General features: G+C 71.5%; 15 protein-coding genes and 1 pseudogene. 10 read left to right on the top strand and 6 right to left on the bottom strand.

Annotated features, from left to right (window positions below; translation table 11 throughout):
* A pseudogene (locus tag CcI49_RS43965) lies at positions 1–176 on the bottom strand (crotonyl-CoA carboxylase/reductase); the annotation flags it as partial.
* A gap of 184 nt (positions 177–360) precedes the next feature.
* Here CcI49_RS43965 and CcI49_RS38220 point away from each other — a divergent pair.
* The 4 genes from CcI49_RS38220 to meaB all read left to right on the top strand — a co-directional run bounded on the left by CcI49_RS38220 (position 361) and on the right by meaB (position 4,582).
* Positions 361–918 carry a SigE family RNA polymerase sigma factor gene (locus CcI49_RS38220; RefSeq protein WP_050796088.1) on the top strand — a complete coding sequence of 186 codons (558 nt, stop codon included), beginning with the start codon at positions 361–363 and terminating at the stop codon, positions 916–918.
* On the top strand, positions 915–1,919 hold the full coding sequence (locus CcI49_RS38225) for a VCBS repeat-containing protein (protein ID WP_054565067.1): 1,005 nt from the start codon (positions 915–917) through the stop codon (positions 1,917–1,919). Before CcI49_RS38220 ends, CcI49_RS38225 begins: the two co-directional genes overlap by 4 nt.
* Before the next feature lie 399 nt (positions 1,920–2,318).
* The gene (locus CcI49_RS38230; RefSeq protein ID WP_076834569.1) at positions 2,319–3,509 is read left to right on the top strand and encodes an acetyl-CoA C-acetyltransferase; all 1,191 of its coding nucleotides are present in this window, start codon (positions 2,319–2,321) and stop codon (positions 3,507–3,509) included.
* Positions 3,506–4,582, top strand: coding sequence for a methylmalonyl Co-A mutase-associated GTPase MeaB (gene meaB / locus CcI49_RS38235; protein ID WP_076834570.1), 1,077 nt, complete (start codon positions 3,506–3,508; stop codon positions 4,580–4,582). Before CcI49_RS38230 ends, meaB begins: the two co-directional genes overlap by 4 nt.
* Before the next feature lie 238 nt (positions 4,583–4,820).
* Here meaB and CcI49_RS38240 read toward each other — a convergent pair whose 3' ends face one another.
* Positions 4,821–6,290, bottom strand: a complete 1,470-nt coding sequence (locus CcI49_RS38240) for a HAMP domain-containing sensor histidine kinase (protein WP_076834572.1) — start codon at positions 6,288–6,290, stop codon at positions 4,821–4,823.
* 209 nt (positions 6,291–6,499) lie between these two features.
* On the opposite strand from CcI49_RS38240, the gene CcI49_RS38245 reads away from it, so the two are divergent.
* Both CcI49_RS38245 and CcI49_RS38250 read left to right on the top strand, forming a co-directional pair.
* Positions 6,500–6,796, top strand: a complete 297-nt coding sequence (locus CcI49_RS38245) for an MTH1187 family thiamine-binding protein (protein ID WP_035954275.1) — start codon at positions 6,500–6,502, stop codon at positions 6,794–6,796.
* 220 nt (positions 6,797–7,016) lie between these two features.
* Positions 7,017–7,940 (top strand): tetratricopeptide repeat protein, encoded by a 924-nt coding sequence (locus CcI49_RS38250; RefSeq protein ID WP_054565063.1) that lies wholly within the window; start codon positions 7,017–7,019, stop codon positions 7,938–7,940.
* 111 nt (positions 7,941–8,051) lie between these two features.
* Here the strand turns inward: CcI49_RS38250 and glgB are convergent, their stop codons facing one another.
* From glgB to CcI49_RS38270, 4 genes are all read right to left on the bottom strand, one after another.
* Positions 8,052–10,406, bottom strand: a complete 2,355-nt coding sequence (glgB, locus tag CcI49_RS38255; RefSeq protein WP_076834574.1) for a 1,4-alpha-glucan branching protein GlgB — start codon at positions 10,404–10,406, stop codon at positions 8,052–8,054.
* A gap of 76 nt (positions 10,407–10,482) precedes the next feature.
* Complete coding sequence (locus CcI49_RS38260) at positions 10,483–11,973, bottom strand: phosphotransferase (protein WP_054565061.1); 1,491 nt, start codon at positions 11,971–11,973, stop codon at positions 10,483–10,485.
* 298 nt (positions 11,974–12,271) lie between these two features.
* Positions 12,272–13,990, bottom strand: coding sequence for a maltose alpha-D-glucosyltransferase (treS, locus tag CcI49_RS38265; protein WP_054565060.1), 1,719 nt, complete (start codon positions 13,988–13,990; stop codon positions 12,272–12,274).
* Positions 13,987–15,978, bottom strand: coding sequence for an alpha-1,4-glucan--maltose-1-phosphate maltosyltransferase (locus tag CcI49_RS38270; RefSeq protein ID WP_054565059.1), 1,992 nt, complete (start codon positions 15,976–15,978; stop codon positions 13,987–13,989). The genes treS and CcI49_RS38270 overlap by 4 nt, the downstream gene beginning before the upstream one ends.
* A gap of 1,010 nt (positions 15,979–16,988) precedes the next feature.
* Between CcI49_RS38270 and CcI49_RS38275 the strand changes: the two genes are divergently transcribed.
* The 4 genes from CcI49_RS38275 (at position 16,989) to CcI49_RS43970 (ending at position 22,840) form a co-directional block, all read left to right on the top strand.
* Positions 16,989–17,564 (top strand): TerD family protein, encoded by a 576-nt coding sequence (locus CcI49_RS38275; RefSeq protein ID WP_076834576.1) that lies wholly within the window; start codon positions 16,989–16,991, stop codon positions 17,562–17,564.
* A gap of 383 nt (positions 17,565–17,947) precedes the next feature.
* On the top strand, positions 17,948–19,168 hold the full coding sequence (locus CcI49_RS38280) for a DUF475 domain-containing protein (RefSeq protein ID WP_076834578.1): 1,221 nt from the start codon (positions 17,948–17,950) through the stop codon (positions 19,166–19,168).
* Between the two features lie 154 nt (positions 19,169–19,322).
* On the top strand, positions 19,323–20,000 hold the full coding sequence (locus CcI49_RS38285; protein ID WP_054565057.1) for a Tellurium resistance: 678 nt from the start codon (positions 19,323–19,325) through the stop codon (positions 19,998–20,000).
* Between the two features lie 173 nt (positions 20,001–20,173).
* Positions 20,174–22,840 (top strand): hypothetical protein, encoded by a 2,667-nt coding sequence (locus tag CcI49_RS43970; protein WP_241840527.1) that lies wholly within the window; start codon positions 20,174–20,176, stop codon positions 22,838–22,840.

A 22,840-nucleotide genomic window follows, 5' to 3' on the forward strand; every position in this document is an offset into this window, starting at 1 on the left:
TGCAACGACTCCCGCGGATCCTTGTCCCGCGACACCCGCCCCTCGAACAACCCCACCTCGTCCTTCCGCACCACCACACCCCGATACGACTCCGGCACCGCCAGCGACGCGAACTCCGCCTGTCGTTCCGGCGACCGCTGCCCGCCCGTCATGATCGCGTCCAGGATGTGCTTCATCATCGATCTACCTCCGGCTGTGCTGGTCGGGGGACCGAGGGCGGATGGAGCCCGCCCGGCCTGGTGTACCCGCGGGTAGGCGGGCCAGATGAACTGAGGGGTGTCAGCGCGCCGCGCGACGCGATAGAACTTCTGGGACAACCTTGGAGGCTCGGCGCGCGTCAGACTTTCCGTGACCGCGCCCATGACAGTCGTGGAAGGGTGGCGACCCGTGCCTGCGCGGAGCGACGCCGCCCGTAGCGCTGTCGCGCGGGACGCCGACGCCGCTCTGACCGCGTTGTACTCCGAGCACTACCGATCCCTCGTCCGTCTCGCCGCGCTGCTGCTGGATGACATCGGGCTGTGCGAGGAGGTCGTCCAGGACGCCTACATCCGGGTTCACGGCGCCTGGGGGCGGCTGCAGGACAGGGACAAGGCGCTCGCCTACCTCCGTCAGACAGTGGTCAATCTCGCACGATCCACGCTCCGTCGTCGACTGGTTGCTCTCAAGCACGCACCCAAGCCGATGCCCGACGCCGCGAGCGCCGAGGAGGGGGCCTACTCTCTGGTCGAGCGCGCCGCGGTCGTGCAGGCGCTGCGGGAGCTGCCCAGACGGCAACGAGAGGCGGTCGTGCTCCGCTACTACGCGGACATGTCGGAGGCTGACGCCGCCGCGGTCATGGGTTGCAGCGTCGGATCGGTGAAGGCCTACACCTCACGCGGGCTGGCGGCCCTGAGTGGCAAGTTGGAGGGCCTGCGGTGAACAGCGGGCTCGAACCGGAGGAGCTCACCAGGCTCCTGCGGGCGGCAGTGGAGCCGATCCGGACCTCGCCGGACGCGTTGAACCAGATCCGGGCCGGTGTGGAGCGCCGGCGCTGGTGGCGGATGCCGCTGATGGCCACCGGCGGCGTGGTGATGGCGGCCCTGATCGCGCTGGCGTTCGTGGCCGTCCGCCCGCAGTCGTCGCCGTCCGAGCAGATCGTGGAGCCGGCCGGGCCGCCGCTGATCTCGTCGGTGATCGAGCCGACGGCGGGCCCGTCGGCCGGGCCCTCCGCCGGCGGCGGTGGTTCGGGCGGCGGTACCCGTCCCTCCGGCGGGACCAGGTCGCAGCACACGACCACGCCACCACCGGCGACCAGCTCGACCCCACGAACCGGCACCACCCCGTCCAGCCCGGCGGCGAGCGCGACCACCGGGCAGGGCGGCTCCGGCTCCCTGAACCTGCCGTCACCGGCGTACCGGCCCGCCCACGCGAACGACGTGGACGGCGACGGAACCGCGGACACGGTCCGGCTGAACGGCACGAAGGTCGAGGTCGTCTTCTCCCGCGGTGGAAAGCCCGGTTCGGTCGACCTGCCGAGCCTGCAGCTGCCGACCGTGCACGCCGTCGTGGACGCCAACGGCGACGGCTTCGCGGAGATCCTGGTCCGCACCTCGAGCCGGGACAACATCGACGAGTACGCGCTGCTGCGCTACGCCGCCGGCGGAGTCCTCTCGCAGGCCCAATCCGTGGGCGGGGCCGCCCTTCGCATCGCCTCCGGGGTGCGGGAGGACAGCGCCTTCGGCTTCCAGTGCGACGGCAGCGGTCTGCGGCTCATCTCGGGCACCTCGTCGGATGGCATCTCGTACCAGACCGTCACCACGGCTGTGCAGATCACACCGGACGGGCTGGTCGCGGGCCAGGTGACCCAGGATGTGGTGACCGGGTCGAGCGTGGGCACCCTGTTCGCGCCGAGCTGTGGCACCCTCTCCGCCCTGTCCTGACCTCCACTCTGTCCTGATCTCAGCTCTGTCCTGATCTCAGCTCTGGTCCTGATCTCAGCTCTGGTCCTGACCCACGCGTGATGTGACTCACCGGCTGTGGCCCGGCTCACGAGTCGTGCGGCCGGGCCGGATGGCGAGTCGGAATCCGCCGTGGTGGCGGGTGAACCGCCGCCGGCCCGGGGCTGTCACCGGGGCAGTGGTGCCCGGTCGCCGGCGGCTGTCGTCCCCGGCACGTGCACCAAGATCACGTTATTGTGGCTGGGAGAGTTTTTTGGTTTCTCATCCCCCCACCCGGCCAGCCGTGGTGTGAGCGGCGCGGCCCGCGGTCGCGAGCACCACCCGGTGGCCGTGGCGGGCCGGTACCGCGCCAACCGGTACCCGTGAACCCGAGGAGGCGTCATGCCTGGTTCTGTGATTGTGGYCGGTGCCCGCACCCCGGTCGGCAAGCTTTCCGGCGCCCTCAAGGACTTCACCGCCGTCGAGCTCGGTGGGATCGCGATCGCCGGTGCGCTGAAGCGGGCCGGGCTGTCACCCGAGGCCGTCCAGTACGTGATCATGGGTCAGGTCATCCAGGCCGGCTCGGGTCAGGCCGCCGCCCGCCACGCCGCCGCCAAGGCCGGCGTACCGCTGAGCGTTCCGGCGATGACCCTCAACAAGGTCTGCCTTTCCGGCCTCAACGCCATCGCGCTCGCCGACACCTACATCAACCAGGGCGTGTTCGACGTCGTCGTCGCCGGCGGCATGGAGTCGATGACCCGCGCGCCGCACCTGATCCCGGCGCTGCGCCCGGGCGTGAAGTACGGCGACACCACCGTCACGGACGCCATCGCGGCCGACGCGCTCACCTGTGGCTTCGACCAGGTCTCGATGGGCACCGTGACCGACCGCGTCAACTCCCGTTACAACCTCACCCGCGCCGAGCAGGACGAGTTCAGCGCGCTGTCGCACCAGCGGGCCGCCGCAGCCGCGAAGAACGGCCTGTTCGAGAACGAGATCGTGCCGGTCGAGGTTCCGCAGCGCCGCGGTGAGCCGATCATCGTCAGCGCCGACGAGGGCGTCCGGGGCGACACCACCGCGCAGGCGCTGGCCAAGCTGCGTGCCGCGTTCCTGGACGGCGGGACGATCACCGCCGGCAACGCCTCCCAGATCTCCGACGGCGCCGCCGCCGTGCTCGTCACCAGCCGGGCGAAGGCCGAGGAACTGGGCCTGCCGATCCTGGCCGAGATCGGTCACGCCGGGTATGTCGCCGGTCCGGACAACTCCCTGCAGTCGCAGCCGGCGGAGGCGATCAAGGCCGCGCTCGCGAAGGAGAAGCTCACCCCGGCCGACCTCGACCTCGTCGAGATCAACGAGGCCTTCGCCGCTGTCGGCATCCAGTCGATCCGCGAGCTGGGGATCAGCCCGGACATCACCAACGTCAACGGCGGCGCGATCGCCGTCGGGCACCCGGTCGGCATGTCCGGCGCCCGGATCGCCCTGACCCTGGCCCTGGAGCTCCAGCGTCGCGGCGGCGGTGTCGGCGCGGCCGCGCTGTGCGGTGGCGGTGGTCAGGGCGACGCGCTGGTGCTGCGCGTACCGGCCCAGGCGTGAGCGCCGGCTCCGCACGGGCCGCCCGGGCCGCCTGGGCCGATCCGGCGGAGCTGACGGCTGCCGCGCTGGCGGGGGACCGCCGCGCGGTGGCCCGCCTCATCTCGCTCGTCGAGGACTCCTCGGCAGCCCTGCGCGAGGTGAGCGCCCTGCTCGCCCCGCACACGGGCCGAGCCCGGGTGATCGGGCTCACCGGGGCACCCGGGGTGGGCAAGTCGACGTCGACGTCCGGCCTGGTCGGTGCGTACCGCGCCGCGGGCCTGCGGGTGGGCGTGCTCGCCATCGACCCGAGCTCGCCGTTCACCGGCGGTGCGCTGCTGGGCGACCGGGTGCGGATGGTCGAGCACGCCAGCGATCCGGATGTGTTCGTCCGCTCGCTGGCGACCCGCGGCAACCTCGGCGGGCTCTCCTGGGCCACCCCGCAGGCGCTGCGTGTCCTTGACGCCGCCGGGTTCGACGTCGTGCTGGTGGAGACCGTCGGCGTCGGCCAGGCGGAGGTCGACGTCGCCGCGCTCGCCGACACCACCCTGGTGCTGCTGGCCCCGGGGATGGGCGACGGCATCCAGGCGGCCAAGGCGGGGATCATGGAGATCGCCGACATCCTGGTCGTCAACAAGGCCGACCGGCCCGGTGCCGACCACACCTATCGCGATGTCGTGACGGCTGTCCGGATGGCAGGCCGGCCCCGCGAGTCGATCGCCGGCACCGCGTTCTCCGGCACCGCGTTCGCCGGTGCCGGTGCTGCGGCTGCCGTGGATGGCGGGGCTGGCGGGGGGCTGGAGGACTGGCACCCCGACGTCATCCGGGTGGCGGCCGTGAGCGGGGAGGGCCTGCCCGAGCTGGTGGCCGCCATCGAGCGCCACCAGACGTGGCTGCGGGCCAGTGGCGTGCTGCGCCGGCGCCGGCTGCGGCGCGCCGGGGAGGAGATCTCCCAGATCGCGCTGGCCGGCCTGCGCGCCCGGCTGGGCCGCCTCGACGACGGGCAGCGGCTGGCCGAGCTGGCCCGCCGGGTGACCGACGGCCAGCTCGACCCCTACACGGCCGCGGACACCCTGCTGGCCGGCGTGGCGGGCTGAGCGCCCCGGTTTGGCAAGTCGCAAGGGTCGCCGGGCGACCCGGTGACCCTTTTGCCCCTCTTGAGGCCAATTACTGGCGCTGCGACGCGGCGCGGGATCCTTCGATGGGTGGCCGTGCGGGTGGGGTTCGCGTTCCATCGGCGCGACCGGGCCACGCCCAGGCTGCTGGCCCGAGGCTGCCAACCGTGCAGCAGCCGCCGGCCACGCGCGGAGGCGGGCGCGGGCGCGGTATTCGGTATCAGGGCGCGGTGAGCTGGGATGTCGCGGCGATCAGGGTCGTGACATCGAGCGGCATGCCCAGAATCTGCCTGGCACCGGCTCGGCGCAGGCGGGTCCATTCGTCCGGGTCCGCCTCGGCCGCCAGGACGAGCGCCGGCACCGTCCCGGCCACCGGGTCGGCCGCCAGCCGCGGCAACAGGTCGGCGGCGGTCACGTCGGGCAGGTCGCCGTCCAGCAGGACCAGCGAGGGCCGGGCCCGCCGGATGGCCTCCACCGCCAGCGCCCCCCGCGGGACGCTGATCGTGTCCGCCCCGAGCGCGCTGGCGAGTGTGTCGGTGACGAGCTCGCGCAGCCCGGGATCGCCGCTGATGTGGACCACGCGCAGGCCACCGGGCTCGAGCTGACGCTCGCCGGGTGCCTCCTGGGGATCCTCGTCCGCGTGGTCGTAGCGGACGTCGACGGCGTCGAGGACGACCGCGAAGACGCTGCCCACCCCCGGCCTGCTGGCGACGGTCAGCACACCGCCCATCGCCGTCACGAGGGCCTGGGAGAGGGCGAGCCCCAGCCCGCTGCCCTCGATGCCGGTGTCCTCCGCGCCGAGCCGCTCGAACGGCCGGAACAGCCGGGACAACGCGGACGGGGAGAGCCCGAAGCCGTCGTCCTCCACCTCGATGCGGATCCGCGAGCCGGTCACCGGCACGATGCCGACCCGGACGCTGCCGCCCTCCCGCCCGTACTTAAGCGCGTTGCCGATCAGGTTGAGCAGGACCTGCCAGAGGCGGCGGCGGTCCGCGTCGGCGATGAGCGGCCGGGCCGGCTGGATGACCCGCCGGATACCGCGCCGCTCCGCCAGCGGCTCGACCAGCTCGACCACGCCCTGGACGATGTCCAGGACGTTGACCGGCCCCTTGTTGATGTCTCCTCGCCCGGCCCGCAGCCGGGCCAGGTCCAGCACGTCGTCGATGAGCGCCTGCATGTGCCGGCCGCCGGTGATGATGCGCTCGACGTCCTCGTGCAGGTCGGGCGTGAGCGGCTCCAGCTCGAGCAACTGCGCGAACCCGAGCATCGCGTTGAGCGGCGTGCGCAGCTCGTGCCCGAGCCGGGCGACGAACTCGTCCTTCGACCGGGACTCCCGCTCCGCGGCGCCGCGGGCACGGGCGTCGACGGTGTCCCGGGCGACGATGACGACCCCGCCCGCCGGATCCAGCCTGGCCGTCACCGTGTACGGCGCCACCGCCCCCGCGACGTCGATCAGCCACACGGTGCCCCGCCATGCCGCGGTGCGGGTCAGCGCCTGCGACACCGGGCTCGCGAGGTCGGAGCGACAGCCGGGCTCCACCACACCCGACAGTTCGTGCAGGTGCGGCGTGGAGCCGACCCGATCGCCCAGGAACGCGGCGGCACTGCTGCTCATCTCGCGGACGCGACCGTCCCCGCCGACGATCACCACAAGATCCGTCAGCGTCTCGAGCAGGGTACTCAGCCCCACCTAGGCCTCGTCCGTCTCGTCATAAATCTGCATCCACCCCACGGCGGGTCATGGTAGGGCGTACCGTCAGCGGACGTTGTCCCGGGTTTGGTGTTGGCGGGTTGATTCGCCGATGTTATCAACTGATGGTGACAGTGTCGTCGCCCAGGAGATCTGCCGGTGTGGCGAGTGTCCGGCCGGGACAGGGTGGGCGTGGTAGGTCTGTCCACATGCTTGTTGCCTTCAGCGTCACCCCCATCGGTCTCGGCGAGGAGGTCGCGGCACCGGTCGCCGAGGCGGTCCGGGTCGTGCGTGAGTCCGGGCTGCCCAACGAGACCAACGCGATGTTCACCATGATCGAAGGCGAATGGGCCGAGGTCATGGAGGTTGTGCGGCAGGCCACCGAGGCCGTCGCGGCCCGGTGTGGGCGGGTGAGCCTGGTGCTCAAGGCCGACCTTCGCGAGGGTGTCACCGACGCCCTGCACAACAAGGTGGCAAGCGTCGAACGGCATCTCGCCGCCGGCTGACGCCGGCCGGCGGGTCCGCCGAGGTTTCTGGGTCACCGTGGGGCCACCGGAAGGCAACCGCGGGGCCACTGTGTGGTCGCTGTGTGGCCGCTGTGGATGGCCACGCGGGAAAAAGTCGACCGGTGGCACCCGACCCGCGTCCACCGAGTGCAACGATGGAGCCATGCAGCGGAGGTCACCTGTCCCACCCGGCTCGCCGCGCAGGGGCGGGCCGGGCCGAATGCCCGACACACTCGGCGGTCTGCGCCTCGCCGGCGCCGTGCCCCTCGACCCCAAGCCCGCACCGCCGCCGCCCCCGGTCGGGCGGCCCGGTGCAGGTCCGGCCGGTGCCCCGGCCGGCGCACCCACCACCGGTGCCACCGGGCCGGTCGTCGTGGATGTGACGGAGGAGACGTTCAACGACGAGGTCGTGGCCCGGTCCATGGAGGTGCCGGTCGTCCTCGACTTCTGGGCGTCCTGGTGTGGCCCGTGCAAGCAGCTCAGCCCGGTGCTGGAGCGGCTCGCGGCGGCCGACGGCGGGCGCTGGGTGCTCGCCAAGGTCGATGTGGACGCCAACCCCGGCCTGGCCCAGGCGGCAGGTGTGCAGGGGATTCCGGCGGTCAAGGCGGTCGTCGGCGGCCGGATCGTCGGTGAGTTCACCGGCGCCGTCCCCGAGCGTGAGGTGCGCGGCTGGCTGGACCAGCTGCTCAGCGCGGTCGGTGAGATGCCGGGCGGGCCCGCGGGCGCGGCCCCGCCGCCCCACCTCGCCGAGGCCCACGACGCGATGGCCCGTGGCGACCTGGACGCGGCGGCGAGCGCCTTCCAGGCCCAGCTCGCCGAGACGCCCGCCGACCCGGACGCCGCCATCGGCCTGGCCCAGGTGGAGCTGCTGCGCCGGGTGAGCGGCTACGACGCCGGCTGGCTGCGCCAGCGGCTCGCCGCCGACCCCTACGACGTCGAGGCGGGGCTCGCCGTGGCCGACCTGACGGTGGCCCAGGGCGACCCGGCCACGGCCTTCAGCCGGCTGGTGGAGCTCGTCCGCCGGACGTCGGGAGAGGACCGGGAGAAGGTGCGGGCGCACCTCGTCGGCCTGTTCCAGGCCCTCGGTGACGGCGAGCCGGCCGTCGCCCCGGCCCGGCGAGCGCTGGCCGCCGCACTCTTCTGACCGTCTGACCGCAACACGCTCTTCTGACCGCACGACCGCCGGCGAGCGCCGAGGACCTGAGGATTTCGTCGTACCAGCGACCAAATCCTCAGGTCCTGCTCGGCCGCTGCGTCAGGCCTCGGCCGCGGGCGGGTTCTCCGGGTCGTACAGGAACCAGATCGTGCCCAGCGGGGGCAGCGTGAGCTCCGCCGAGGCCGGCAGCCCGTGCGCGGAGACCGGTGTCGCGGTGACAGCGCCGAGGTTGCCCATGCCGCCGCCGTCGTAGTCGATCGCGTCGGTGTTGAGGATCTCCCGCCACCGGCCGGCGTACGGAAGGCCGAGGCGGTGGCGGACATGGCCGGCGCCGGAGAAGTTCGTCACGCAGGCGAGGACCTGCTCGCCGTTCGCGGACCAGCGGGCGAACGCGAGGACGTTGTTCGCCGCGTCGCTCGCGTCGATCCAGGAGAAGCCGTCGGGTTCGGTGTCGCGTTCCCACAGCGCCGGGGTCCGCCGGTAGGTGTGGTTCAGGTCCCGCACGAGGCGTGCCACCCCGCTGTGCCCGTGGTCACCCAGCAGGTGCCAGTCCAGCGTGGTCGCCTCGCTCCACTCGTTGTCCTGGGCGAACTCACAGCCCATGAACAGCAGCTGCTTGCCCGGGTGGGCCCACATGTAGCCGTAGAGGCCGCGCAGGCCCGCCAGCTGCGCCCGGCGGTCCCCCGGCATCTTCCGCAGCAGCGATCCCTTGCCGTGCACCACCTCGTCGTGGCTGAAGGGCAGGATGTAGTTCTCCGAGTAGGCGTACATCATCGAGAACGTCACCTGGTGGTGGTGGTACGTCCGGAACACCGGTGCCCTCGACTCGTAGTCGAGGGTGTCGTGCATCCAGCCCATGTTCCATTTGAAGCCGAAGCCCAGGCCGCCGAGATGCGTCGGGCGGGTCACCCCGGGCCAGGCCGTCGACTCCTCGGCGATCATCATCGCGCCCGGCACCGTCCGGTAGACGGTGGCGTTGACCTCCTGCAGGAACTCGACCGCCTCCAGGTTCTCCCGGCCGCCGTGCACGTTCGGGACCCACTCGCCGGAGGGACGGGAGTAGTCCAGGTAGAGCATCGAGGCGACGGCGTCGACCCGCAGCGCGTCGACGTGGAACTCCTCCAGCCAGAACAGCGCGTTCGCGACCAGGAAGTTGCGTACCTCGGGCCGTCCGAAGTCGAACACGTAGGTGCCCCAGTCGGGCTGCTCGCCGCGGCGCGGGTCGGGGTGCTCGTAGAGGGCGGTGCCGTCGAAGCGGCCGAGGGCGAAGGCGTCCCGCGGGAAGTGGGCGGGAACCCAGTCCACGATCACGCCGATGCCCGCGGCGTGCAGCGTGTCGACGAGGTGGCGGAAGTCGTCCGGGCTGCCGAAACGGGACGTCGGTGCGTAGTACGAGGTGACCTGGTAGCCCCAGGACCCGCCGAACGGGTGCTCGGCGACCGGCAGGAACTCGACGTGGGTGAAGCCGTTCTCCAGCAGGTACCCCGGCAGCTCCGCGGCGAGCTCGCGGTAGCTCAGGCCACGCCGCCAGGACCCGAGGTGGATCTCGTAGACGCTGATCGGCGCCGCGTGCCAGGCCGTCGCGGCCCGCCGGTCGAGCCAGTCGGCGTCCTGCCAGGTGTAGTGCGACTCATGCACGACGCTGGCGGTGGCGGGCGGCAGCTCGGTGGCGAAGGCGACCGGGTCGGCCTTCTGGCGCCAGACGCTGTCGACCCCGAGGATCTCGTACTTGTAGCGGGTTCCCGCCTCGACGCCGGGCACGAACAGCTCCCAGACGCCGGTCGAGCCCAGGGAGCGCATCGGCAGGGCGCGGCCGTCCCAGAAGTCGAAGTCGCCCACCACCCGCACACCGCGGGCGTTCGGCGCCCACACCGCGAAGCTGACGCCCGCGACGGGGGTTTCGCGACCGGCGACGGGCAGCTGGCGGACATGGGCGCCCAGCACCGTCCAGAGCCGCTCGTGCCGGCCCTCGCCGATCAGGTGCAGGTCGATCTCGCCGAGGGTCGGGCCGTGCCGGTAGGGGTCGTCGACGACGTAGGTCGAGTCCGGGTAGCTCACCTCGAGCTGGTAGTCGGGCAGGCGGCCGGGGACCGTGCCGGCGAACACCCCGCCGCTGTGCAGCCGGGTCAGCGGGTGGCGGACGCCGCCGTCCACAAGCGCGGTCACGGCGGTGGCGTCGGGGCGCAGCGTGCGCAGGATCGTCCAGGCGCCGGCGGGATGCGCGCCGAGGACCGTGTGCGGGTCGTGGTGGGCGCCACCGACGAGGCGGTCGAGCTCCTCGCGGGGCACGTCCACCCGGGGGGCACTGGCCGGGTCCGGCGTGTCCGGCGTGTCCGGCGCGTCGGACGCGCCGGGCCGGTCCACGACCGCGGTGTCGGTGAACCTCGACAGCCGCGCCAGGTCAGGGCGCCCGTTCACGGAACCGTTCCGCGCCACGTCGTCGGGATCGTCCACTACGGCCACCTGTCCTTCTCTCCTGGTCGGGACCTCGTCGTCCCCGATCGGGACCTCGCCTTCGAGGTCCCGGCTACTACGCGTGGTCCGAGCCCTCCAGGGCGGGCGCCGCCGCGCCCCGCCCCGCCGGCTCGCTGGTGAGACGCTCGACCGACCGCAGCGGGATGCTGACCCATCCTGGCCGGTGGCGGGTCTCGTACAGCACCTCGTACACGGCCTTGTCCAGCTCGAGCGCGCGCAGCAGGGCGTCGTCGTCCCTGGGGTCGCGGCCGGACTCGGCGCCGTAGCCGCGGCAGAACGCGTCACGGTTGTGGTCGGCCCACTCCAGCGCCCGGTAGGCCAGCGCCGGCTCGTCGGGCCGTTCCAGCAGCATCGACTGCGCGGCGTAGTCGAAGGAGCGGAGCATGCCGGCGACGTCGCGCAGCGGGGATTCGAGCAGGGTGCGCTCGGGCACCGGCCGGGCCGGCTCACCCTCGAAGTCGAACAGCACCCAGCCGGACTCGACCCGGAGCACCTGGCCGAGGTGCAGATCGCCGTGGATGCGCTGGAACGGGCCAAGATGCCGGGCCGTGCGGACGTTGTCGTAGGCGGCCCGCAGCGCGGACTCGAAGGGCGCGAGCTCGGTGAGGGCCGCCAGCGCGTCGTCGAGGCGCCGGTGCAGGTAGTCGGCCAGCGTCGACAGCGCCGCCGGGTCGGCCGGCCGGGTCGGGAGGGCGGCCGCGAGGTGCCGGTGCACCTGGGCGGTGGCGGCGCCGAGGCGCTCGGCCTCGGCGGCGAAGTCGCCACCGACCTCGTCGGCGTGCAGGTCACCTTCGGCGTACAGGTCGCGCACGCTGGCCAGTGCCAGCAGCCAGCCCTCGGCGCCGGTGCGCAGGAAGTCCTGCATGAAGGCGAAGGTCGTCGGGACGCCGGACAGCTGGCCGGAGAGCCAGGCGACCGGGCGTGCCACGTGCTCGCTGCCCGCCCGGGCCAGCACCCGGGTGATCTCCAGGTCGGGGTTCATGCCGGGCCACAGCCGGCGGAACACCTTCAGGATGTAGGCCTCGCCGTAGACGATCGAGGTGTTCGACTGTTCCGCGCCGATCGAGCGTGCCGGGAGCTCGCCTTCGTCCAGCGTCTCCACGGTCGTCGCGGTGAGGCCCTCCCGGCTCGCCCCGCGCCGCAGGTAGGCGAGCAGGGCGGCGTTGCCGTCGGTGTCGCGCAGGCCGTCGTAGACCAGGCCGATCGACGACTCGCCGATCAGGAAGGTGTCGTGGCCGAAGGGGGAGTCCGCCCGGATGACCACCGGAACCTGGTAGTAGTCGGCGGGCCCTCCGTCGTCGAACTCGACCTCGACCACCAGCAGGCGCAGCACCGCGGCCGGGCCGGCGGCAGCGGTGCTCGTACTCGCTGCCGTGCTGGTGCTCGCCGTCGCACTCGTTTCCGTGTCCGTGTTTCTGCCTGAGCTCAGCTGGACGTCCTGAACGACGCGCGGCTGCCCACCTGCCCGGCCCTTGCCCGCGAACCAGCGCTGCCGTGGCAGCCAGTCCGCGAGCAGGTCCGCGAGCTCGGAGTGCTGGTCCGTCATGCTCGACCTCCCTGCGCGTCGTGTCGCGTTGTCGTCCGCCCGGTCCGCGATCCGCCGGCGGCGAGCCCTCGGAGCCGCGGAGCGCCCCGGTCGAATCGGGGCGGAGCCGCCGAGCTCCCGTGATCTGCCCGGAGCGTGAGTTCCAGGAGAACAAATCGTGACGTCCGCCCCTGGGAACATCAAGGCCGACATCGGAGACAGACGGCTGACCGGCCGGCCGGGCCCGCCCGGATCGCTCCGGGCTGGTCCGGTCCGTCCCGCCCGGGGGCAGGTGCCGGGCGGAACATCGTCGTACCGCCTAAGGCGTGAATTCCCCCGAACTGGTCAGCGCGAACCAGTAGTGCCCATGGCCGGGCAACGTCAGCAGGTACGGCAGCTCGCCGACCGCCGGGAAATGCACCCGGCCCATCAGCTCGACCGGGACCAGCCCGGCGAACCGCCGCAGATCGAGCTCCACGGGCTGCGCGAACCGGGACAGGTTCGCGACACAGAGCACCCGGTCGTCGCCGAACTCGCGGACGAACGCGAACACCGACGGATTGGATGCTCCGAGCTCGGTGTAGCTGCCCTGCCCGAAGACGGGATGCCGTTTGCGAACCTCGATCATCCGCCTGGTCCAGGACAGGAACGAGGTCGACATCCGCTGCTCGGCCTCGACGTTCAGGGCCTGGTAGCCGTACACCGGGTCCATGATCACGGGCAGGTACAGCCGGGCCGGGTCGGTGGTCGAGAACCCCGCGTTGCGGTCCGGGGACCACTGCATCGGGGTGCGCACACCGTCGCGGTCACCGAGATAGATGTTGTCGCCCATGCCGATCTCGTCGCCGTAGTACAGCACCGGGCTGCCGGGCAGGGAGAGCAGCAGCGCGGTGAACAGCTCCATCTGGTCCCGGCTGTTGTCGAGCAGCGGGGCGAGCCGGCGGCGGATCCCGATGTTCGCCTTCATCCGCGGATCCGCCGCGTACTCGGCGTACATGTAGTCGCGCTCCTCGTCGGTGACCATCTCCAGGGTCAGCTCGTCGTGGTTGCGCAGGAAGATCCCCCACTGGCAGTTCGGGGGGATCTCCGGGGTCTGGGCCAGGATTTCCGAGATCGGGTAACGGGACTCCCGGCGCACCGCCATGAAGATGCGCGGCATCAGCGGGAAGTGGAACGCCATGTGGCACTCGTCGTCGTTGCCGAAGTACTGGACGACGTCCGACGGCCACTGGTTCGCCTCGGCGAGCATGACCCGGTCGGCGTACTTGGCGTCGATCTCCTTGCGGACCCGGCGCAGGTACTCGTGCGTCTCCGGCAGGTTCTCCCCGTTCGTCCCCTCCCGCACGTACAGGTAGGGGACGGCGTCCAGCCGGAACCCGTCGAGGCCCAGGTCCAGCCAGAAGCGCAGGACCTCGAGCATCGCCTCCTGGACGTCCGGGTTGTCGTAGTTGAGGTCGGGCTGGTGGGAGAAGAAGCGGTGCCAGTAGTACTGGCCGCGCACCGGATCCCAGGTCCAGTTCGACTTCTCGGTGTCGACGAAGATGATCCGGGCGTCCGGGTACTTGTCGTCGGTGTCGGACCAGACGTAGAAGTCGCCGTAGGGGCCGTCGGGATCCGAGCGGGAGGCCTGGAACCACGGGTGCGCGTCCGAGGTGTGGTTCATCACCAGGTCGGCGATGATCCGCAGGCCGCGCTTGTGGGCCTCGTCAACCAGGTTGATGAAGTCGCCCAGGTCGCCGAACTCCGGGAGGATCTGGAAGTAGTCGGCGATGTCGTAGCCGCCGTCGCGCAGCGGCGAGGAGTAGATCGGCAGCAGCCACAGGCAGTCGACGCCGAGCCACTCCAGGTAGTCCAGCTTGCTGATCAGCCCGCGAAGGTCGCCGGTCCCGTCGCCGTTGGAGTCGGCGAAGCCCCGGACGAGCACCTCGTAGAACACCGCGCGCTTGAACCACTGCGGGTCGCGGGGGGACTCGGCCTCGCCGCCCGCGGCCGCCGTCTCCCGCAGCGCCTCCTCGGCGAACGGTTCCGAGCCGCTCATGAGCTGCGCCGTACGGTCAGGACGTGGGCGGGCTCGCTCGGGTCCAGGCGCACGTAGTTGTCCCGGCCCCACTGGTAGGACGCACCGGTGAACTCGTCGTGGACCGTGAAGGTGTCGCCCCAGTCGAACCCGAGGGCGGGCATGTCCAGGCGCACCGTGGTCTCCCGCGCCATGTGCGGATCGAGGTTGACGACGACGATCACGACGTCCTCGTCCATCCGGTCCTCGTCAGCGAGCCGCTTGGAGAAGGCCATGATCTCGGGTGCGTCCGACTGGTGCAGGCTCAGGTTGCGCAGCCAGTGCAGGGCCGGATGGTCACGGCGGATCTGGTTGAGACGGGTGAGGTAGGGCGCCAGGCTCGTCCCGGCCCGCTCGGCACCGGCCCAGTCGCGCGGCCGGTACTGGTACTTCTCCGAGTCGAGGTACTCCTCGCTGCCCGGCCGCACGGGGGTGTTCTCGAACAGCTCGTACCCCGCGTACACGCCCCAGGTCGGGGAGAGCATCGCCGCCAGGACGGCCCGGATCCGGAACGCGGCGGGCCCGCCGCGCTGGAGGTACTCCGGCAGGATGTCCGGCGTGTTGACGAAGAAGTTGGGCCGCATGTAATGCGCCGACTCGACCAGCTCCTGGGCGTACTCCTCCAGATCCCAGCGTTCGTTGCGCCAGGTGAAGTACGTGTAGGACTGGGTGAAGCCGACCTTGGCCAGGGTGTGCATCATCGCCGGCCGGGTGAACGCCTCGGCGAGGAACAGCACGTCCGGCTCGGTGGCCTTGACCTGGCCGATGAGCCATTCCCAGAACTCGACCGGCTTGGTGTGCGGGTTGTCGACACGGAAGATCCGCACGCCTCGCGCCGTCCAGAACCGGACCACGCGGAGGATCTCGTGGTAGATGCCGATCGGATCGGCATCAAAGTTCAGTGGATAAATATCCTGATACTTCTTCGGCGGATTCTCCGCGTAGGCGATCGATCCGTCGCTGCGGACCACGAACCATTCCGGATGGTGCTTGGCCCAGGGATGGTCCGGCGCGCACTGCAGTGCGAGGTCGAGTGCGATCTCCATGCCGAGGGAACGCGCCCGTGCGACGAAGAGGTCGAAATCGTCCAATGTCCCCAGGTCAGGGTGCACTGCGTCATGGCCGCCGTGCACGCTGCCGATGGCCCACGGCGAACCCGGGTCATCCGGCCCCGTCACCAGCGTGTTGTTCGGGCCCTTGCGGTTGACCTCGCCAATGGGATGGATTGGCGGCAGGTAGACCACATCGAAGCCCATCGCGGCGATGCCCGGCAGCCGTTCCGTGGCGGAGAGGAAGGTTCCCGAGCGCGGCGGGTCGAGGCTCGCACCCTCCGAGCGCGGAAACATCTCGTACCAGCTGCCGTACAGGGCACGCGGCCGGTCAACCCACACGCGGTGCAGGGGGGAGCGGGTGACCAGCTCGCGAAGTGGGTGAGCGTCGAGCAGCGCGGCCAGCTCCGGCGCGCAGGCCGGGGCGATGCGGGCGTGCGGATCGGTGACCTGGTCATCGCGCAGCACCGCCACCGCGTGCGCGAGCTCGGCTCGCCGGGGCTCCGGCAGGCCCGGCAACGCCCGAAGGAACAGCCGTGCGCCGTCCTCGAAGTCGACGGCGAGCTCGTCGGTGGTCTGGCCGGCGCCGACCTTGAGCTCGATGCCGTGCCGCCAGGTGGCGACCGGATCGGCCCAGGCCTCGACGCGAAAGCCCCACAGGCCCGCGCGCCCCATGACGAGGTCGGCCTCATAACGGTCCGTGCCCGCGCCGGTCAGTTTCAAGCGGGTGAACGGGGCACCCTGACCGTCGGGACCGGAAAGAACGACATTTGCTCCGATGAGGTCATGACCCTCACGGAAGATCGTCGCGCTGACGGTGAGGGTTTCCCCCTCCACCGCCCGCGACGGCCACTGGCCACAGGAGACGACCGGGCGCACGTCGGAGATGACAACCCGGCCTACTGAACGTCCGATCATCATGGGGACCTTATCCAGACGAACCACGACTCAATGGTCGACCCTGTACATGGCGTTCGATGGCACCGCCACGTGAACTGCGTGCAACCACCGGATGGGTCTGTGTTGCGGTCGTGGTGTGCCTGGTTGTGCTGTCCCGATGGCCACGGTCCTGACCGATGTTCCCGGCTTGCTCAGATCGTTAACCTTCCGTCGGGGATATTGTCCGCGTTGATCCGCTGGTGTGATCCGTGGGGGTTGGTGGCGGGTTCGTCCCGGGTGGGCCTCGAGCTGTGTCGCGGGTATTTCTGACGGCGTGTGCCCGGGGCGGCGGGTGTCACGTCGCGGTTGTGACGGTGTGTCGGATGGGTGACAGACCTTCCGGCATCGGTGCGCCATAAGTGGTGGCAGGCTCGGCGATCCGGGAACTACACCGAGCCGTCGTTCGTCTCGCTGGGCACAGAAGTGTTCGCCGCGGGACCGCTGAACACGAACTCCCATCGACCACCGCACCGGACAGGGGACGCGTGACACCGGACAGGCGAGGCGTCGCCGGCCCGCGCCGAGCGGGGGATACGTCCGTGTCGCCCGTCTCCCTCGCGGGTGCCCGGGCCGGCCGCCGTGGCGGTCGCACGCCGGTGGGGCTGCGCGCGGCCGTGGGGCGGGTGCCCCGTAGTCGGCTTACCGGTGCCCGGGTGGCGCCCGTGGGCGGCTCTGTGACAGCGGTGGGCATCCGGGGCTCGCGAGGCTGGTGGGCGGACACTCCGGTCCCGTGGGCGGCCTTGGGCGTGATGTGTGACGCAGTAGGCTGCCGCCGCCCGTACCCCTGGGTGGTGTGGCCGGTCCCCGACCGGCCCGGCGCGTCTGCCGGCGTGGCTGTTCCCGGCCGGGGCGCGGGGGCGCGCGTGGGACGAGCGTGTGGGGCGGGCGTGGCATCGGCGGGTCGGTGGACCTCGGCCTGACGAACGTGCGGTACGTCGAACCAGAACATCGGACCTGAACCATCGAACCTGAACATCGAATCTGGAGGAGCAGTGGGAGTCAGCCTCAGCAAGGGCGGCAACGTGTCGCTGACCAAGGAGGCGCCCGGTCTCACCAACGTCGTCATCGGTCTGGGCTGGGACGTCCGGACGACCACAGGTGACGACTTCGACCTGGACGCCAGCGCGATCGCCTGCCGGCCCGACGGAAAGGTCGTGTCGGACGGGCACTTCGTCTTCTTCAACAACCTGAAGAGCCCGGACGGTGCGATCGAGCACCAGGGCGACAACCTCACGGGTGAGGGCGAGGGCGACGACGAGAAGATCAACCTCAACCTCGCCGGCCTGCCGGCCGAGATCGACAAGATTGTCTTCCCGGTCTCGATCTACGACGCGGACAACCGGTCGCAGAGCTTCGGCCAGGTGCGCAACGCGTTCATCCGGGTCGTCAACGCGGCGAACCAGGCCGAGATCGCGCGCTACGACCTGACCGAGGACGCCTCGACCGAGACCGCGATGGTTTTCGGTGAGGTCTACCGGCACGGAGCGGAATGGAAGTTCCGCGCGGTTGGGCAGGGTTACGCCTCTGGTCTCGCCGRCATCGCCCGCGACTACGGCGTCAACGTCTGAGCGTCAACGTCTGAGCGGTCGGCCCGAACGGCCACTCCTCCGGTGGGGGTCCACACCCGGGGTGGCCCGAGCCGGTGGTCCTGATCCCGTCGACCGGCGGGATCAGGGCTGGCGCCCGGCGGGATCATTTCCAGGGCTTCTGTGAGGTTTCCCCCAGCCGCGGCCGGCGTCAAGGTCGGTGTTTCGTCAGATTTTGGTAGTGCCAGCCGGGCTCCGGCTGAATACGATGCGCTCAACCGCATCGGCCCGGCCCGGTGAACCGGACGCAACGTCCGGTGACAACGCGGTGATGTTATGAGTGGCGGGACCGGTACGGACCGCGGTTCCCGCCCGCGAATGCCTGTCGGAGCATAGTGAGTCGGTCCGGGAGGTGTTCGCAAAAAGTGCACGTACTTCGGATATTCGGCTGGTCGTTCGCGATCACTGCGATCGGGATCGCGGCCGCCGGGGTGATCGGCGGCGGGGACGCCGCGGCGATCGTGGCGATCCTCGCCGTCCTGGAGATCAGCCTGTCCTTCGACAACGCCGTGATCAACGCGACGATCCTGCGGCGGATGAGCGAGGTCTGGCAGCGGCTCTTCCTGAGCCTCGGCGTCATCATCGCGGTCTTCGGGATGCGGCTGCTGTTCCCGATCGTGATCGTGGCCCTGACCGCACACCTGAGCCCGATGGACGTATTCGATCTCGCGCTCAACGACGAGGCCGAATACGCGGCGCGGCTGCACGAGGCGCACCCCTCGATCGCGGCCTTCGGCGGGATCTTCCTGTTCATGATCTTCCTGGACTTCATGTTCGACCCCGAACGCGACATCCAGTGGCTCCGGTGGCTGGAGGAGCCGCTGCGCCGTGCCGGCCAGCTCGACGTCCTGTCCGTCGTGACGGGGCTCGTCGCCCTGCTGGTCGTCGCCGAGGCCTTCTCGGGTGATCACACTCAGCAGGTGCTGACGGCCGGTGTCGCCGGCCTCGCCACGTACCTGGGTGTGCGCGGGCTCGGCGAGTTCTTCGAAGCTCGGGGAATCGGCGCGGACGAGGACGAGGACGAGGACGAGAGCACGTCGGCGCAGGCGACGGGCTCCGCATCGGCGGAGCGCCGGACCGGCACACCGGATCTGGTTCTCGCGACCGGCCGGGCCGCCTTCTTCCTCTTCCTCTACCTGGAAGTGATCGACGCCTCGTTCTCGTTCGACGGTGTCGTCGGTGCGTTCGCGATTTCGCAGAACATCTTCATCATCGCGACCGGTCTCGGTATCGGCGCCATGTACATCCGGTCCACCACGGTGTATCTGGTCCGGCGCGGGACGCTGAGCGAGTACGTCTTCCTCGAGCACGGTGCGCACTATGCGATCGGCGCGCTGGCCGTGATCCTCGCGGTCTCCATCGAGACCGAGGTTCACGAGGTCGTCACCGGGCTGATCGGCGTCGCGTTCATCGGACTGGCACTGCTGTCGTCCATCCGTTTCCGGGCGAAGGAGCGGAAGGCGGCCGAGATCGAGTCCGGTGCCGGTGGCACGGGCCCGGACGGCCAGGACTCCGACGGCGCGGTCGACTCCGGTGGCCTGGGCGGTGGCGGCGACAAGGCCTCGCCCGTCGGAACCTCCAGCTGACGGACGGACACCCGGCTGGCGGCGGTCATTCGGCGAGCCTTTTCCGTCGTCGACTCGGACTCGCGGCAAACCTGACCGTGGCAAATGAGATGGAAAAGGGCGGTCATCGACCGCCGCCATTGATGGAAACCCACCAACCGCGAAGGAGCGGACCATGGGCATCGACTACAGCAAGCGACCAGCGGCGCCGCCGGCCGGAGCGCCGGTGTCGCTGAGCAAGGTCACCCTCACCAAGTCGGCGCCGACCGTCTCGCTGAGCAAGCAGGGCGGCGGCGGCCGGCTTCACGTCAATCTCAACTGGTCCCAGAACGGGGCGGGTTCGGGCGCGGCCAAGGGCGGCTTCCTCAAGCGGGTGCTCAGCGCGGCGGGCGGCGGGATCGACCTCGACCTGGCCTGCCTGTTCGAGCTGGCGGACGGACGGCGCGGTGTCGTGCAGGCGCTGGGCAACGCCTTCGGGTCCTTCGACAACCCGCCCTACGTCCAGCTCGACGCCGACGACCGCACCGGCGCGACGGCGGGCGGCGAGAACCTCCACGTCAACCTGGCTCGGATCGGGGAGATCCGGCGGCTGCTGGTGTTCGCCTTCATCTACGAGGGCGTGGCCTCCTTCGACCAGGCGAACGCGGTCGTGACGCTGACCCCGGCGCAGGGCGCGCCGATCGAGGTGCACCTGGACGAGAAGGCGGGTGGTTCCCGCATGTGCGCGATCGCCCTGCTCACGAACACCGGCAACGACTTCACCGTCAGCCGCGAGGTCCGCTACGTCGGCGGCCACCGGGAGCTGGACACCGCCTACGGGTGGGGCCTGAACTGGACCGCCGGCCGGAAGTGACCGGAATGTCGGGACACGGGGGGAGTTGAGAGGATCGTCGTAACCGGGCAGGCTGTGCGCATCGACAGGCGCAGCGACGCGACGCGGTGACCGAGGCGCGGTGACCGAGGCGCACGGACGACGGCCGGGTGGGGACACCGGCCCGGCGTCAGCCCTGACCGGGAGCCTTGTAGATGATCCGTCCAGTGCCACCACCCGCCGGGGAAGGGCGTTACTCGATGTTCCAGCCACGCCGTTCCTCGCGCACGGGGTCGTCCGGCCCGGGTGAACCGGGCACCGCCGCCAGTGGCTCCGGCGGGCAGCAGGCCGGCGGGTACCGCTGGTTCGCGCCCGACCCGACCCCGGAGGCCGCTGGGCCGGCGGACCCGCCGGAGCCATCGGCGGAGGTGGACTCTGACCGGTCCGCGGTGGACGAGTCGGGTCGCGGGCCGTCCTGGTACGAGGCTGAGGACAGCACGGACCCGGGCCGTGGTGGTTACGGCCGCCACGGCCAGGTGGCACCGGCGCCCGTCGGGCGCCGGGCGCCGAGCTACCCGGCACGCAACGGACCGGCCGCGAGCGCACGCGGCGGCCGGGGGTCGGTGTTCGCGTCGGAAAGCTACGAGCGTGCCGGGTACGGCCCGCCGGACCGTGGGGCCGGCGATCCGGAGGCGGACCACCCGTCCGGTCACGACGACGACGGCGGCTACCCGGCCGCCGGCTACGAGCGGGCGGAACCGTCGGCCGACGGGCACCTCGTCACCGACCGGCACCCTGCCAGCGACAGGAACCCTGCCAGCGCAAGGCATTCCGCCACCGACAGGTACGGCTCGGCCGACCGATACGCCGGTTACCGGGAGGCGGCCGGGTTCGACGGTCCCGGTGGCTACGAGGGCACCGGTGGCTACGACCGTTCCGGCTCTTACGACCGCTCCGGCTCTTACGAGCGTTCCGGTGGTTACGAGCGTTCCGGTGGTCACACGGCTGCCGGCGGCTACGGCACCCCTGGGACCGATGGACGCGGAAGCACCGGCGGATACGAGCGGGCCGACTGGCGCGGCGACGCCGAGGGTGCCGACGGCTACGACGGCACCGGCGGTTACGACGGCACCGGCGGTTACGACGGCACCGGCGGTTACGACGGCACCGGCGGTTACGACGGCACCAGCGGTTACGACGGCACCGGCGGTTATGGCGGCACGGGCAGCTATGAGGACTACGCCGAGGGTGAGCCGTACGGCGGCAGGCCGGCGGAGTACGCGGGTGGGCTGCCCTACTCCGACGACGTTCCCCACCGTGGCGCCCACGAGCAGGACCCGGCAGGTGGCCACGAGGCGCCGGTCGACTCCGGCCCGGGGCGAGCGCCCCGGTCGGTGATCCCGCCCGGCGCGTTCGGCGCATCGTTCACCGCGAGGCTTCCGAGGACCGCCGCGGTGCCCGGTGATCTCGGGGGGCATGGAGAGCCCGGGGAGCAGAGCGGGCTCGGCGAGCGGGGCGGGCACGGTGGGCTTCACGAGCACGGTGGGCTTCACGAGCACGGTGGCGGTCCCGCGCAGGGCCGGGCGGCGGAACGCGGGGCGGGGGGCGGCAGCACCGGCGATCTCCCGCCGATGCCCGCGCAGAAGATCGACTTCTTTCGCCGCGGCGAACCGGGCCTTGGCGAGCCCGCGTCACCGCCCACCCAGCCGACCGACCTCACGCAGGACCGGCGCCGGACCCCTCACCCCGCCGGCGGCGACGAGTTCGACCTGCTGGACTACGAGATCCTCGGCGGCAGCGCCCGAACCCGGGACAGGGCAGCCAGCGCCGCCGATGCCGTCGACGTCGACGTCGCTCCGGGCACCGGTTCGGACCTGGGGCACGATCCGGCCCTGCCGTCCGGCTACTTCCCGCCGGCGGCCCCGACGACCGGCGCCGCTCCGATGCACGGGGTGGTGGTGTCGTCCGCCGCCGAGGCTGCCGGTGCCGTGGCGGAGCCGGCAGTGGAGGCTCCGCTCGTCGGCGATTTCGCCGCGGCGGTCCCACCAGACGAGGTCAGCGTGGGCAATGGTCCCGGTGTGGTCAGTGGTCCCGGCACAGGCAGCGGTTCAGCCGTAGGCAGCAGTGGTACCAGCGCGGGCGGCGGTCCACTCGGGGCGCCGGCTCCTGGCCCGGATGCCGGCACCGCGCCGGGCACCTTCGATCCGTCCGCGGCGAACCCGCCGGATCTGCCGGCCCCGGCGCTGCCCGGGCTCGGGCACGGGCCCGCGGACGGCGCGGGCCAGCCCTGGGTTGCGGCGGGCGGCAGCGGGGCCTCCGAGGACGCCAGCGGAGCCGGCGGTGGCCCGGCTGGCCACGCCGACGGGACGGACACCGCGGTCGCCGTGGGCGGGGCGAACCACGGCGGTCCGGCGGACAGGGAGCGGACCATCGAGGCGCTGGAACGTCTGACCGAGCGGGTGGACGAGCTCGTCCGGCTGCGCAGGCACGACGCGGAGCTCGTCGATCGCCTCCACGCGGAGAACGGGCGCCTGCGCGGCGGTGAGCTGAACGAGGCGATCGCACCGCTGCTGCGTGGCCTCGTTCGCCTCTACGACCAGATGAGCAGCCTCGGCGGGGACGACAGCCAGAGCGTCGCCGGGATACTGCGCAAGCAGCTGCTTCAGGTGCTGGACCTGGCCGCCGACGTCCGCCCGTTCTCGCCGGAGGTCGGTGACGCGTTCGATCCGGGGCGGTTCCTGGGCGTCCGTCGGGTCGAGACGGACGACCCGGCGCTGGAGGGAAGCGTCGCGCGGACGGTCCGTCCCGGCTTCGTCCGCGGTGAGTCGACGGTCGTCCGCCCGGCGGAGACCGAGGTGTATCGAGGGCGCCGAGCGCGCTGA

Source organism: Frankia sp. CcI49, assembly GCF_001983215.1.
GTDB lineage: Bacteria > Actinomycetota > Actinomycetes > Frankiales > Frankiaceae > Parafrankia > Parafrankia irregularis.